Consider the following 13,019-nt stretch of genomic DNA (forward strand, 5'->3'; position numbering starts at 1 on the left):
CCTAGCTACCTATGAAATCGCCACAATCGCCACAACCACCATCACAGCCTAAGCCACCTAAATCTAAGTTGATGACCCAGATCCATCAGCTTACACAGGTGGTTAATGGTGTTTTAAAAATTAATCCCAAAGAGCGTGTCCCCAAACTCGAAGTACGCCGATCGCAAAAAGATAAGCCTGAAATTTATGAATTAGTGGGTGATCGCTACATATTAGGACGTAGTACGGGCAAATGCGATATTGTCGTGCAAACTCCCTTAGTTAGCCAAGTTCACGCGCAACTAGTCCGCGATCGCACCCAAAAGAAAGCCCAATTTATTCTGCAAGACCAAGACTCGACCAATGGCATTTATCGTCAAAAGCAGCGCCTTAAGTCCGTGCCACTGCGTCACAAAATGACGATTACTTTAGGTCCTCCTGAACTAGCCGAAGCCGCCACAATTCGCTATATTGACCCGCCACCTTGGTATATTCGCACGGTGCAATATACGGGAATCGGTATTGGCGCGATCGCAGGAATGCTGGTATTAGCGATCGGCTATGAACTTAGTCGGGTTCCTGATCTTAAGCCTTTACCTGTAACGCAACAGGGACCTGTAGAAGTTTTAGCAGGTGACAATATCAAGCGCCTTGATCCCACGGATATTGCTAATCATACAGAATATGCCAGTCTTGGTGAATTTGGAAAATTCATTCCGCAAGCGGTAATCGCCTCCGAAGATACTTCCTTCTATTGGAATATTGGTGTTGATCCTGTGGGTGTAGCGAGGGCGATCGTCACCAATGTGCGTAGTCGGGGTGAGCGCTTAGAAGGCGCTAGCACCATCACTCAGCAGTTAGCGAGAAACTTACTAGGCAAAACCTATGTGGGGACAGATGACTCCGCAGGACGCAAATGGCGTGAGGCGGCGGCGGCGATTAAACTCACATTTACCTATAACAAAGAAGAAATCCTGCGGCTATATCTCAATCGAGCCTATACGGGCTATGGCGTTTATGGCTTTAAGGATGCAGCCAAACTTTATTTTGGCAAAGAAGCTTCAGAATTATCTCTCTCGGAAGCCGCAACCCTAGTCGGGCTGTTGCCTTCCCCCGAAACGATTAATCCCTTTAAAAACAAAAACTTAGCGATCGAATATCGCGATCGCATTCTCAATCGGATGGCGGAATTGGGGATGATTACCGATAAAGATGCCGAACGGGCAAGGCGATCGGTATTGATTCTCAATGAAGCAGCCAAAACTAAGCTGCAAGGCTCAGTTGCGCCCTATTACTACAGCTATGTGTTTGAAGAGTTACAGGATATCCTCGGCGATAACTTTGCGCGGGAAGGAAATCTAATCGTAGAGACAAACCTCGATCTCGCCATGCAAAAGGCTTCCGATGAGGCTTTACGTGACGCTGTTGCCCGTGATGGTAGCAGTTACGGATTTAGCCAAGGAGCAATTGTAACCGTGAATAGTAGTGATGGTTCACTACTAACGATGACAGGTGGTGTTGACTATAAGGCAAGCCAGTTTAACCGTGCTTCCCAATCCCTACGCCAACCAGGTTCAACTTTTAAATTATTTAGCTATGCGGCGGCGATTGATCGCGGCATTTCCCCTAGCACTACATTTTCTTGCAGCGCCCTCTCAGGGATTATTGGCTGTCACAATGGCGGTAGCGGTGCGATCGACATGTATCGTGGCTTTGCCCTATCAGAAAACGTCGTAGCGATCAGGGTTGCTGATAGCGCAGGCTTAGATAATGTGGTGAAAATGGCAAAGAACTTAGGGATCACCGCCAAACTCGATGAAACGAGCAACATGGTTTTAGGGGGTAATGAAGTCAAAATCTTAGAGATGGCAGGAGCCTATGCCACCGTTGTCAACGAAGGTAAGTACATCAAACCCCACGCCATCAAACGTATTCTCGACAGTACTGACTGTCAAAATCCTAAAGATCGCAGTACCTGTCGCGTCATTTTTGATGCGAATACCTTTGTAAAGCCACGTCAGGCGATCGATGCTGGTGTCGCTAGCACAATGGTGGATATGATGCGCGGTGTTGTCCAATTTGGTACGGGGCGATCGGCGGCGATTCCTCAAGGTACTGTGGTTGGCAAAACGGGAACCACTGACGAAGGTCGAGACCTTTGGTTTATTGGTGCTGTACCAAGGCGAAACTTAGTTACAGCCGTTTGGCTTGGTAATGATGAGGGGGTTACAAGTGGCTCAAGTGCAGTTGCCGCGCAGGTTTGGGGTGATTATATGCGGCAAGCTGTACGCTAAACCAGTAGAGATTATGCAAACCATAATCTCTACTGGTTTAAAAACTTTTGCGAAACTTTTGTCAAAAGCGCTTGACGACTGCCATAGGTGCTGTAGTATTGATTCCGTCTTATGGATTGTGCAGAGGAGTTTCGCACCACTGCAATCCTGATAGCAATCCTGAAAAAATTACGTCTTAATCTCAAGCGACATAGGAGCTATATCTGTGAATAAAGGTGAATTAGTAGATGCGATCGCCGAAAAGGTATCCGTATCCAAGAAAAATATTGAAGTGATCGTTACTGCTGCCCTCGAATCAATTGTTGATGCTGTGGCTGAAGGTGATCGCGTCACTTTAGTTGGCTTTGGTTCATTCGAGCCACGCGATCGCCAAGAGCGCGAAGGTCGTAACCCTCGCACTGGTGAAAAAATGGTGATTGCCGCCACTCGTGTTCCTGCCTTTTCGGCTGGTAAGCAATTTAAAGAAAAAGTTGTTGAGTAATGCAATTTCTCAAAATTCAAGAAAAGGGCGCAATCCCTTTTTCTGAATTATTTTTTCGCTCCCAAACCCAAAAATGCGGCGCAAAGCGCCGCATTTTTTGTTACTACTTTGTACTAGGACTAATCAAAACCCAGAAGGCGAGTTGCAGCGCAAAGCGCTGCAACTCGCCTTCTGGGTTTAAGACTGGCGACAACTATAAAACCCAAGAATCGATTAGCGGCGCAAAGCGCCGCCAATCGACTCTTGGGTTTTAGTTTGTACTAGCTAACTCTTTTTTTACTACAACAGTCAAAACATTTTTGCCATGACGATAAGCATAATCCACTTGCTCGGCTAGTTCCTGCACCAAGAAAAAACCAAATCCACCCAGCGATCGCGCGTCATCATCTTTATCTAAATCAGGCGTAGCAACCTCAGTAAGAGGATTAAAAGGTCTTGCGTTATCTTCAAAGGTCATGGTTAGATGCTGGTCATTGATTTCTATTCGTAAGTCAATATGACCATCACTTCGATTTTCATACCCATACTGAATAATATTGACTAAGATCTCTTCTGTAATCAACTGAGCATCTTCAATGATTTCTACAGTCAAATTCGCAGCGTGTAGAATTTTACCTAAGGCTTGCTTAACTTCTTCCAATTCTGTTAACACACTATTGAGAGTCAGTTTCCATTCCATAACATTGGTCACTTGCAAAAAAGGATTTGACGGTAGATATTGCACAGCTAATAGAGTTATGTCATCTGATTGTGGAGCATCAGCAACAAACTCCTGACAAAAATGCTGAATTGTGCGAACGGCTCTAGCTGTATTTGTTGGTGGATAAGAAGCAATCATCTCGATTAACCGAGATTCAGAAAATATCTCCCCATCAGCATTCATCGCTTCGGTAATGCCATCAGTATAAAATATGATCAAATCATTAGGAAGAAGGGTGAATTCATGCTGTTCAAATATAGAATCTTCATACAGACCCAATGGTGGCATTGTTTCTAAATCTAGACATTGCACAAGGCGATCGCGTACTAAGATAGGTGCATCATGCCCACCGCTAGTATAGGTAAACTTGCCACTGCTGAGTTCCAATACACCACAAAAAACCGTCACAAACAAGCAATCTTCATTTTCTGCACATAGTTCCCGATTGACTGTACTCAAGATCTCGCTGGGCGTACTGCTTATTTTAGTGAGCGTGCGAATTAAAGTGATGGTTCTTGCCATTTGTAGCGCCGATGGGAACCCCTTGTCAGCGACATCACCAATAATTAAACAAAGGCGATCGCTTCCTAATAGAAAGAAGTCATAAAGATCCCCACCGACAATTCGCGCTGGTCTTAATACTGCCGAGATATCGTAGGGCAGATTTGAATTTTTAATCACACCAATGCGTGGCAACATCGTTCGCTGAATCTGAGCCGCGATCGATAGTTCACTTTCCAGTTTCTGCTTTGCTGCGGTAGTTTCTTGCAAATCTTGGATATGCAGCACCAATGAGTCGCGCATTCGCCGAAAGGAATGGGTTAGTCGCCCTACTTCATCATTGGAAGTAGCTTCTGGCAAAGTTGTATCGAGATTGCCCTTTGCCATTTCTTCGGTACTCACGTTCAAAGCCCGTAAGGGTTTGGTAGTCAGTTGCGAAATCAGAGCCACCACCACACACATCAATACCATGTCCTTTGACATCGAAAAGATGATCGACCAGAGGTATTTCTGCTGGAATTGCTCTAACTTGTCAGCAGGAAATATAGTACCAACAATCCAATCTGAGGAAGGAACAGTTTTAGCAATTAGAGTTCCTTGAGGATTAACTTTGGTATGAATCAAGCTAAGTTGCAATTCGCTCCCTTGAGTGTTTTGGGGAAATAGCCATGATTGAACTTGTTGAGATCTATTAGGTTTGACGAGCCACTGTTGTCCTGATGCAGTGACCACAAATGGGTCGCCTAGCTCACGGTAATTTATTTCTTCAGTATCGGTGAATTGTTCGTTAATTAAGAGAGGTAACCAATCCAAATTGATTTCAACAGCCAGATAGCGACTTGTTTTACTGCTAGAAGTATTGATAATATTCGGTTCTGGCGATAAAGGAACGCAATAGGTAATCTTCGGTTTACTTAATCCATTGCCAATTGACACATTTAAAGAATGCGGTTGTGACCAAAAGGATTGATTAGAAATTTGATTAGGAGTTTGGTTAGAGGCAACAGCACGATCGCATTGATTCAACCACGTTTTTGCTTCATTAACATTGAGGTTACTAAATTTTCCTTGCCGATTGTAACTCCAACCTATGGGCAAGTTTTCTATAGGGTTATTTGGTAATTCGATTAGGGCGATCGCTTGGACTTCAGACTGTTGTTCAACCAACGATTTAAGCTGTCGCAATAACTCATCTTTGGGAACATTATTAAAATTCTGCTCTGTTTGGAGAATGTTTGTCATTAATAACAATACATTCCTTTCTACACCTCGCAGCTTTGATTCTACATTATGGGTAGCGTTGTCAATCCGTGACTGAGTAAGATCAATGATCCAAGTACCAGCAGTTTTCTGCATGAGTTGGCGGGCGTGCCAATATGAAACCCCATAAATAGCGATCGCCGCAACTACACAACCAAAGATCAAGCGATGGGTAATACTCTTGAATTGAAATAACGCTAACTTTTTCATAAAGTATAGTTGTCATAAAAAATAAAACTTAGAGCGGAAGCTTCACTCTGTCTCTAGTTTTTAGATTGCTTATATTTCCAGATAATACCTGAAAGCGAATTGGTGAGAATATGAGCAATGATCGCTGATAACAGGTTACCTGTATACATCGTGACTGCACCAAGCATCATGCCGACGGCGATCGCCCAAACCGTATATGACAAATGCTTAGTACTTGCCATATGCAGTGCTCCAAATACAACACTGGTAATAATCAGCGCAATTCCATTCATGCCGAGTGCTGGCAGAGCCACACCCCGAAATAGCATTTCTTCGCTCAATCCTGGTAACAACCCTAGCCAAATTAGATCGATGGGTTCTAAGGGTTTGAGTACCATTTCTAAATATTCTTGAGCAGCAATACGGTAACTTTCCCATATTTCATAAATTAAACTGCTAAGTAGAGCGACACCGATGCCAATGCCTGCACCGATCGCAGCATGTTCTGGCTGCCAATTTAACGGAACCATGGGAATACCTGTTAAGTAGACCCAACCTTTAGAGATTCCCAAAAAGATAATTGCGGTTACAGCCATCGCAATGAGTACCTGCGATCGCGATAGAGTTTGTTCTTTTTTGTCGGGAGTTTGTTGAGGTGCTTGAGAAAATAGAGACATAGTAGAGACTTGGGGGATTTAACTGAAGGATTTAACTGAAGTTGACAATTCTCGTTGTTTTAGAAAGAAGACGTTAGGGAAGAGAATTTTAATTTATAGTGGCAAAGACTGAGATCAGCCGCTCTATATCAGCGATAGAAGTCAAATAATGAACTGAAGCCCTTAAACAATCAGGATCGGGAAGTGCACGGATCAAGATTTGATGTTCTGATTCCAAGTGTTTGGCAATTAAAGCATGGGATTTGTTGGCGATCACACTCGGAGATGAGCTTGGGATTAATTCCTGATTAACTTTAAAGGAGATCAGTCCTGACTCTGGAGGTAGTTGCCTTATGCAATCAATATGGGGTAAAGCATCTAGCTGTTCCCAGACAATTTTGCTTAATTGACAAATGCGTTGATAGCGTTGCAGTTGAGTTCCCCAACTATTAGCATGGGCGATCGCAATTCGCATTGACTCATAGAGTGCATAGGTGGAGCTAGCCACTTCAAACTTTGCCCCATCTTGCCGCCATTGCGGAATAGGGAGTTTGCCTGTGAGACCACGCCAACCCACAAATACTGGTTCGATCACCTCAAAAATCTCTGGACGAATATACAAAGCGCCCAAACCTAGAGGCGCACACCACCATTTGTGGGTAGTAAAAGCATAAAAATCCGCCGCGATATCCGCCAGATTTAAGGGCAACACACCCACAGACTGAGCAGCATCAACGGCAACTAACACATTTTGATCGTGGCAAGCCTTAGCGATCGCCTTTAATGGCAAAACTTGTCCTGTATTCCAACAAATATGGCTAAGCATTACCATCCGCGTTTGAGGTTGCAAATGCTGTACTAATAACTCCACAACGGTTTCACTATCGTTGCCGTCAGCACTAGCATTGCGAGTATTAGTCAAAGGGAAATAGTCAATTTCGATGCCAAATCGTTTTTGAATTTGGACAGCCGCCGCAATAATACCGGGGTGTTCGCAGTCTGAGAGCAATAAGCGATCTCCTTGTTTCCAATCCACAGCCCACAGAGCAATATTGCAACCAACAGTCGTATTTTCGGTGAGGGTAATTGTGGTGGGGCTGACTTGAAATTCCTTGGCGATCGCAGTTTTCGTTGCATTATATTCAGACACCATCCAATCCCCAGCAGCATTAGAAAAGCAACCCAGTGACTCGATATGACGAAAGTTTTGGTTGATTGCATCTAGGGCAACCCCACACATCACCCCCTGTCCGCCATAGTTAAAGTAAGTGCGGTTTTCAACTCCTAAAGCAGGAAAATGAGATCGATGCACGAATAGGTCTTCTTCGCGATCGCGCTCCAAAGTGTCAGAATCCAAACTATCAGAAAGTCCTGCTGAAGAAATCAAAGCCAACTCCTACAAAATATTCAGCTATTACCTATTCTATAGCTACTTGCAGCCAAGTAAAAATAAGGCAAGTTATGCCAAAGCACAAAATGGCTAAGCCATTTTGTGCTTTTAAAACCCTTACTAGGTTTGTTTTTAAATTCACAAAAATGTTGGTATAGCTGTCGCCAAGTGTATAAAACCCAAGAGAGAGTTGCCGCGCTCCGCGCGGCAACTCTCTCTTGGGTTCTAACATTGCGTGCGTTGTCATCTCCATCCATGCTCGGCTATGGCGCTAGAATATCAATGTTGTCTTTCAGTTACAACTCCATGATTGCCACCATTCAGCGCCATTACAGTCTCGATGAATATCGCGCGATCGCCGATACCTCTGAAGAAAAATGTGAATACCACGATGGAGAAATTATTACAGTGAATGGTGGAACTGTTAAACATAGCCGTCTTAGTCGAAATATACTCAGTCTTCTAGATACAAAGTTGCAAAATACGAACTTTGAAGCAATCAACAATAATTTACGTCTGTGGATTCCTGACTATCGACGCGGTGTATATCCAGATGCGATGGTTTTTGAAGGGGCTTTACAATTTAATGGCGAGTCCCAAGGGGATGCGTCCCGCCGCGAGGATGAAGTTTTAAATCCAGTTCTAATTGTAGAAGTGCTTTCGCCATCGACAGAGGAATACGATCGCACAGATAAGTTTCGGATGTATCGGTCTATTCCTAGTTTCTGTGAATATCTCTTAATTCGCCAAAACAAAATTTTTGTGGAACATTATAGTAAGCAAGCACAAGTCTGGACTTACAGTGATTTTGATGGTTTAGATCAGTCAATTGTATTGAAATCTTTAAATATTGAACTAGCGATCGCAGAAATCTATCGAGGTGTTGAGTTTTAAATATAAATAGGGCATGATCTTAAAGACCGCTCTTGCATAGAGAAAGCAATGATATTTGATTTTAAAAATTTGAGCGTGCAACCCATAGTCAAAAACTTGAGATTTTTACCCTTGGCTTTCGTAGGGCTAGCTGTGTTTGCCCTTAACGCCAATCCCGATATGCATCCTTATCTGCAAATTTCCATAGTTTTACTAGAGGCAAAATTGGGAATCCTCATAGTATATTTACTAGCTAAGAAGATTTCCAAGCCTGTAAGATAAGCCTGTAGTTACACATTAACCAAGTTTTAAGAGGGAGATAGTAATGAGAACCAGAACTAATGCCATTCTTTGGTGTTTCTTTTTGGGAGCATTTGGAGCGCACAAATTTTATCTAGGACAATCTGGTTGGGGAATCGTTTACCTCCTGTTTTGCTGGACAGGCATCCCCTCTCTTGCGGCATTTATTGAGTTTATTATGCTGTTGTTAATGGCTGATACTGAATTTAACCGTAGATTTAACGGTATGACAAATCAAGCGACAGCATCGGTTAGAGACTCTACCGCAGCACTGGGTGATCTCAAAAGACTTTATGATGACGGTATAATCACAGCTGAAGAGTACGAAGAAAAACGAAAAAAGCTACTTAAAAATATTTAGAAAAAATATTTAAGATTATGTCTCAACCTTCATGGTTTGATCAAACGCCATCATGGGTTTGGTGGTCTTTTGTACCAGCATTGGGTGGTGGTGCGATCGCCTATGCTGGTGTCAAGTCTGGCTCGAATGTTTGGATTGGTATCGGTGCAGGCTTTGTCACTGCTGGAATTGTTTTCTACTCATCCCCGTATCTTTCTGGCTTTGCGACGATCATTTGGTTTGCCCAAATTGCAACCGCCTTTGCCCTAAAACGTGAGTATTTAACCAAGACTTATCCAAAGCATTTACCATTGCCTGAAGATGAAAAACTATTTAAGGCGATCGCCGCTACCCGTCCCAAGATTGATATCAATAGCTGCTCCAAAAATGACTTGGTAAACGTTTTAGGATTACCAATTGTTTATGCTAACGATATTGATTCATTAAGGGCTGAAGGGCATATCTTCACTAGTTTAGAAGAACTACATGACATTCTCGAAATTCCTAACGCAACCCTCAACAAAATTGAATCGATGGTTGTTTTTAGCTATGATTATCGCCAAGAATCAGGCTATTCATGGAAGCGAGTTAACTCCATGACTGCTGACGACTTGATGGCGATTGGGATGGAACCCAATGTAGCGATCGCGATCGCTGAGGAGCGAAAACGACGGGGTGAATTTAAATCGATTATGGATATCAAAAAGCGTACTGGCATTCCCTTTAGTGCGTATCGCCAACTCACTTAAAACTTACTTAAATAGAATTAGGAGCGGTGCTTTGCGCCGCTCCTAATTGTTTAATTGTTAGAGGCTTATTTATGTTGATTTTTAGAACATCTTTGAAAGAAAATTTAGCCAAGCATCAAATATGGTTAGAAAGTCAAGGCGAGAAAGGTCACAGATTTAGTGCGGCTGGAGCTAACTTAGAGAAATCTGATCTCAGTGGCGCAAATCTGCGTAAAGCTAATCTCAGCGGCTCTAACCTCAGCGAAGTCAATCTCAGCAATGCTAATCTCAGTGAAGCAACTTTATTTGGCACAAAGTTGAGTGGTGCAAATCTTAATGCAGCGAATCTGAGTGGTGCATCGCTGAGTGGTGCTGAACTTCAAAATGCAACGCTCCAGAATGCAGATTTAACCGAAGTACTTCTTTGCGAAGCGAACCTTAGCAATACGAATCTTAGCAATGCTAATTTACATAAAGCTAATCTCAGTCTCGGTATACCAGAATTTGTCAAAGCCAAAAATATTCAGGCAATCTTGTCTGGAAACACCATTCCTTTTGTGAATGTCAACCAAACCAATCTCAAAGAAGCAAATCTCAGCGGTGCGAATCTCAGTGAAGCAAATTTGGATTTTGCAAATCTTTTTGAGGCAAATCTCAGTGGAGCAAATTTACAGAAAGCAAGATTATTTTCGGTAAATCTTAGTAAGGCGAATCTCTCTCATGCAAGTCTTGAGGGTGCTGATCTATTTCGATCGCAGGCTCTAGGATCTGACTTTAGTTTTGCAAATCTGACGGGAGCCTGTATTGAAGAATGGATTATTGACCGTGATACTAAGTTGGATCAGGTGATCTGTGATTCTATCTATTTAAAGCATCTCTTGAGAAGCTTGCCTGATTACATTCTCAGGAAATATAGCGATCGCCGCCCATTTAATCCTAAGGCAAAATTTGCTCAAGGTGATTTTGTCAAATTAGTGGGCAAGGTAAATCAAGGTTCTGAATTAGAGAAGTATGGTTCTGAGGTTTTACAAGAACATATTCTCGTTGAAGAACTGCATCAAATTTTTGAACAGCTTTCTGAGCAATATTCACAACGTTATACTGATGCATCAGAAAGCGATCGCCTTGCCATCCTCAAATTAGAAATTCGCTATCAAGCCAAGGAAAATATCGCTTTTAGAGAAAGGCTATTAGAGGCGATTAATTTACCAAGTCAAGCATTAACTGATCTATTACAAAATAATTCTTTTGTAACCCTGTCTCCTCAAGTCATCACAACTTTCTTGTAGCATAACTAATCTTACGTGGATGGAATGAATGCCTGCAATCATCTAAGTTTAGGGCTTGCCCTGTAGCGTAGCCCCTACAAAATCAAATTATTAGGGTAGGGGCAATCCCCCCGTGGTTGCCCTGTCGTGCTAGCAGCAAGAGATTCATTCTCTGAGTTTCACGTAACATCAGGTGTTACCAATTCACGAAAGTGTGACAACACTTTTGCGAATTAAAAACCAAACCCAGTAAGGGTTTTTAAAACTCGAAATGGCTACGCCATTTTGAGGTTTGGTATATGACTAACTGTTGTTACGCAGAAAAAAGATAGTCACCATGTTTCGATATCATCTTGAAAGAGAATTTGGCGACCAAATCCCTACCTGTTTGTAAAGGTCAGGGCTTGGTGTCTAAGCCCCAATCTTTGCTTCTTTGCGGATTAAGAACCAAACCCAGTCAGGGTTTTAAACATATAAAATAGCTAGACCACTTTATATAGCAATCCTAAATGGTTTGTGGAAGGACACCCCTTCGGGGTGTCCTTCCACAAACAAAAAAAATCCACAAATGATATAGGACTGCTATATGTAGGTATAGAAAGTAAAGGCAGTGTATAATCGCATCCTTTACTTTCTAGGTCTTATAACCTAACTTTACTGACAGCTATATTTTATACAGATTTAATAAATAGAATGGCAACTTGGCAAGCAATAGTGTCGCTAGTTACCTTTATCAGTGTGATTTTTCTACTGATTACTGAGTGGCTACATTTTACGATCGCTGCTTTTTTGGGCGCTTTAATCTTGATCGTTGCTAACGTGATGACCATGCCTGAAGCCCTTGCATATATTGGTAAAAGTCATGGCACATTAGGGCTTTTCTTTGGTGTGATGGTGATGGTACGCGCCTTTGAGCCAACTAAAGTTTTTGATTATCTTGCTACAAAAATGGTGATTTGGGCAAAAGGAAGAGGCGATCGCTTGCTACTAGGAATTGTGGCTTTAACTACGCCAATCTGTGCGATCTTACCCAATGCTACAACCGTAATGTTGCTTGCCCCGTTAATCCCCCCAATCGCACAGGAAATCGGCGTGGATTTCGTGCCATTACTCATTTTGATGGTATTTGTAGCAAATAGCGCAGGCTTATTGACCATCGTTGGTGATCCCGTCACCTATATCGTTGGTGATGCCATCAATATGAGCTTTATGGATTATTTGTTACAGCTAAGTCTCGGTGGGGTAATCGCCTTAGTAGTGATCGTCGCAACTTTACCATTTCTATTTCGCAAAATCTGGCACAAGAAGTTAGAAAATCTGGAAAGTCTTCCGCATCCTAAGATCAACCACCCACGGACTCTCTTTGTTGGGGCAATTATCACTGCCTTTGTGCTGATATTTTTTGTAATTGGTGAATCATTACCGATTCCTGTATCCCCAGCAACTGTGGCTCTTCTAGGCGCTGCTCTTGCAATGCTGCTGTCACACCATAGCAAAATTGACTCAGTACAGAATATTCTGCGAGACGTAGATTGGAGTACTTTAATTTTCTTTATGTGCTTTTTTGTGCTGATTGGAGGTCTGGAAAAAACAGGAGTAATCGGCAGTATGTCGGGAATTTTGGGAGTAATTTTAGGGAAAAATATTGCTCTTGGTTCGATTGTTCTGATCTTTTTTGTGGGGTTAATTTCCAGCGTTGTCCCCAATATTCCCCTTGTGGTGGCGATGGTTCCCCTACTCAAGCAGTATGTGGTTAATGTCGGTTTAGCTGGTTCGGAGATTATCTCTCCAGATTTTGCAGGACAATTACCAGCGATCGTGTTGCCTCTGTTTTACGCGATGATGTATGGTGCAACCCTTGGCGGAAATGGAACTTTAGTAGGAGCTTCGGCAAATATTGTCGCCGCAGGTGTTGCAGAGCAACATGGGCGGAGAATATCATTTAGAACGTTTTTGCGTTATGGCATTCCTGTAATGATTTTGCAACTTGTAGTTGCGGCGCTCTATGTCACCTTGCGATTTTTGATTTTTTGATGACCAATATAAATGAAGGCTGCGCT

At 42.7% G+C, this 13,019-nt stretch carries 10 protein-coding genes; 7 read left to right on the forward strand and 3 right to left on the reverse strand.

Annotated elements, in window-relative coordinates; genetic code table 11:
* Positions 1-11: 11 nt before the first annotated feature.
* Positions 12-2,273, forward strand: a complete 2,262-nt coding sequence (locus tag ABM313_RS07135) for a transglycosylase domain-containing protein (protein WP_434686964.1) — start codon at positions 12-14, stop codon at positions 2,271-2,273.
* Positions 2,274-2,478: 205 nt separating this feature from the next.
* The gene (locus ABM313_RS07140) at positions 2,479-2,754 is read left to right on the forward strand and encodes an HU family DNA-binding protein (protein ID WP_094531843.1); all 276 of its coding nucleotides are present in this window, start codon (positions 2,479-2,481) and stop codon (positions 2,752-2,754) included.
* Between the two features lie 250 nt (positions 2,755-3,004).
* Here ABM313_RS07140 and ABM313_RS07145 read toward each other — a convergent pair whose 3' ends face one another.
* The 3 genes from ABM313_RS07145 to ABM313_RS07155 form a co-directional block, all read right to left on the reverse strand.
* Positions 3,005-5,425 carry a SpoIIE family protein phosphatase gene (locus ABM313_RS07145; protein WP_434686965.1) on the reverse strand — a complete coding sequence of 807 codons (2,421 nt, stop codon included), beginning with the start codon at positions 5,423-5,425 and terminating at the stop codon, positions 3,005-3,007.
* A 53-nt stretch (positions 5,426-5,478) separates the two neighbouring features.
* A complete protein-coding gene (locus ABM313_RS07150) occupies positions 5,479-6,081 on the reverse strand; it encodes a lysostaphin resistance A-like protein (RefSeq protein WP_434686966.1) in 603 nt (200 codons plus the stop codon).
* Positions 6,082-6,169: 88 nt separating this feature from the next.
* Complete coding sequence (locus tag ABM313_RS07155; RefSeq protein ID WP_434688400.1) at positions 6,170-7,444, reverse strand: aminotransferase class V-fold PLP-dependent enzyme; 1,275 nt, start codon at positions 7,442-7,444, stop codon at positions 6,170-6,172.
* A gap of 312 nt (positions 7,445-7,756) precedes the next feature.
* Here ABM313_RS07155 and ABM313_RS07160 point away from each other — a divergent pair, with 312 nt between their 5' ends.
* The 5 genes from ABM313_RS07160 (at position 7,757) to ABM313_RS07180 (ending at position 12,993) form a co-directional block, all read left to right on the forward strand.
* Positions 7,757-8,344, forward strand: coding sequence for a Uma2 family endonuclease (locus tag ABM313_RS07160; RefSeq protein ID WP_434688402.1), 588 nt, complete (start codon positions 7,757-7,759; stop codon positions 8,342-8,344).
* Positions 8,345-8,648: 304 nt separating this feature from the next.
* Positions 8,649-8,984 (forward strand): NINE protein, encoded by a 336-nt coding sequence (locus tag ABM313_RS07165; RefSeq protein ID WP_434686967.1) that lies wholly within the window; start codon positions 8,649-8,651, stop codon positions 8,982-8,984.
* Between the two features lie 17 nt (positions 8,985-9,001).
* Positions 9,002-9,712, forward strand: a complete 711-nt coding sequence (locus ABM313_RS07170) for a helix-hairpin-helix domain-containing protein (RefSeq protein WP_434686968.1) — start codon at positions 9,002-9,004, stop codon at positions 9,710-9,712.
* A 92-nt stretch (positions 9,713-9,804) separates the two neighbouring features.
* Positions 9,805-10,980, forward strand: coding sequence for a pentapeptide repeat-containing protein (locus tag ABM313_RS07175; RefSeq protein WP_434686969.1), 1,176 nt, complete (start codon positions 9,805-9,807; stop codon positions 10,978-10,980).
* Between the two features lie 672 nt (positions 10,981-11,652).
* Complete coding sequence (locus tag ABM313_RS07180) at positions 11,653-12,993, forward strand: SLC13 family permease (RefSeq protein ID WP_434686970.1); 1,341 nt, start codon at positions 11,653-11,655, stop codon at positions 12,991-12,993.
* Positions 12,994-13,019: the final 26 nt, after the last annotated feature.

Origin of the sequence: Pseudanabaena minima str. Chao 2107, assembly GCF_051131155.1 — a bacterium.
GTDB lineage: Bacteria > Cyanobacteriota > Cyanobacteriia > Pseudanabaenales > Pseudanabaenaceae > Pseudanabaena > Pseudanabaena minima.

Excerpts from the sequence above, each read along its gene's own strand:
- ABM313_RS07145 (WP_434686965.1), bottom strand. The coding sequence starts at position 5,425 with ATGAAAAAGTTAGCGTTATTTCAATTCAAGAGTATTACCCATCGCTTG.
- ABM313_RS07170 (WP_434686968.1), top strand. The coding sequence starts at position 9,002 with ATGTCTCAACCTTCATGGTTTGATCAAACGCCATCATGGGTTTGGTGG.
- ABM313_RS07135 (WP_434686964.1), top strand. The coding sequence starts at position 12 with ATGAAATCGCCACAATCGCCACAACCACCATCACAGCCTAAGCCACCT.
- ABM313_RS07150 (WP_434686966.1), bottom strand. The coding sequence starts at position 6,081 with ATGTCTCTATTTTCTCAAGCACCTCAACAAACTCCCGACAAAAAAGAA.
- ABM313_RS07165 (WP_434686967.1), top strand. The coding sequence starts at position 8,649 with ATGAGAACCAGAACTAATGCCATTCTTTGGTGTTTCTTTTTGGGAGCA.
- ABM313_RS07160 (WP_434688402.1), top strand. The coding sequence starts at position 7,757 with ATGATTGCCACCATTCAGCGCCATTACAGTCTCGATGAATATCGCGCG.
- ABM313_RS07180 (WP_434686970.1), top strand. The coding sequence starts at position 11,653 with ATGGCAACTTGGCAAGCAATAGTGTCGCTAGTTACCTTTATCAGTGTG.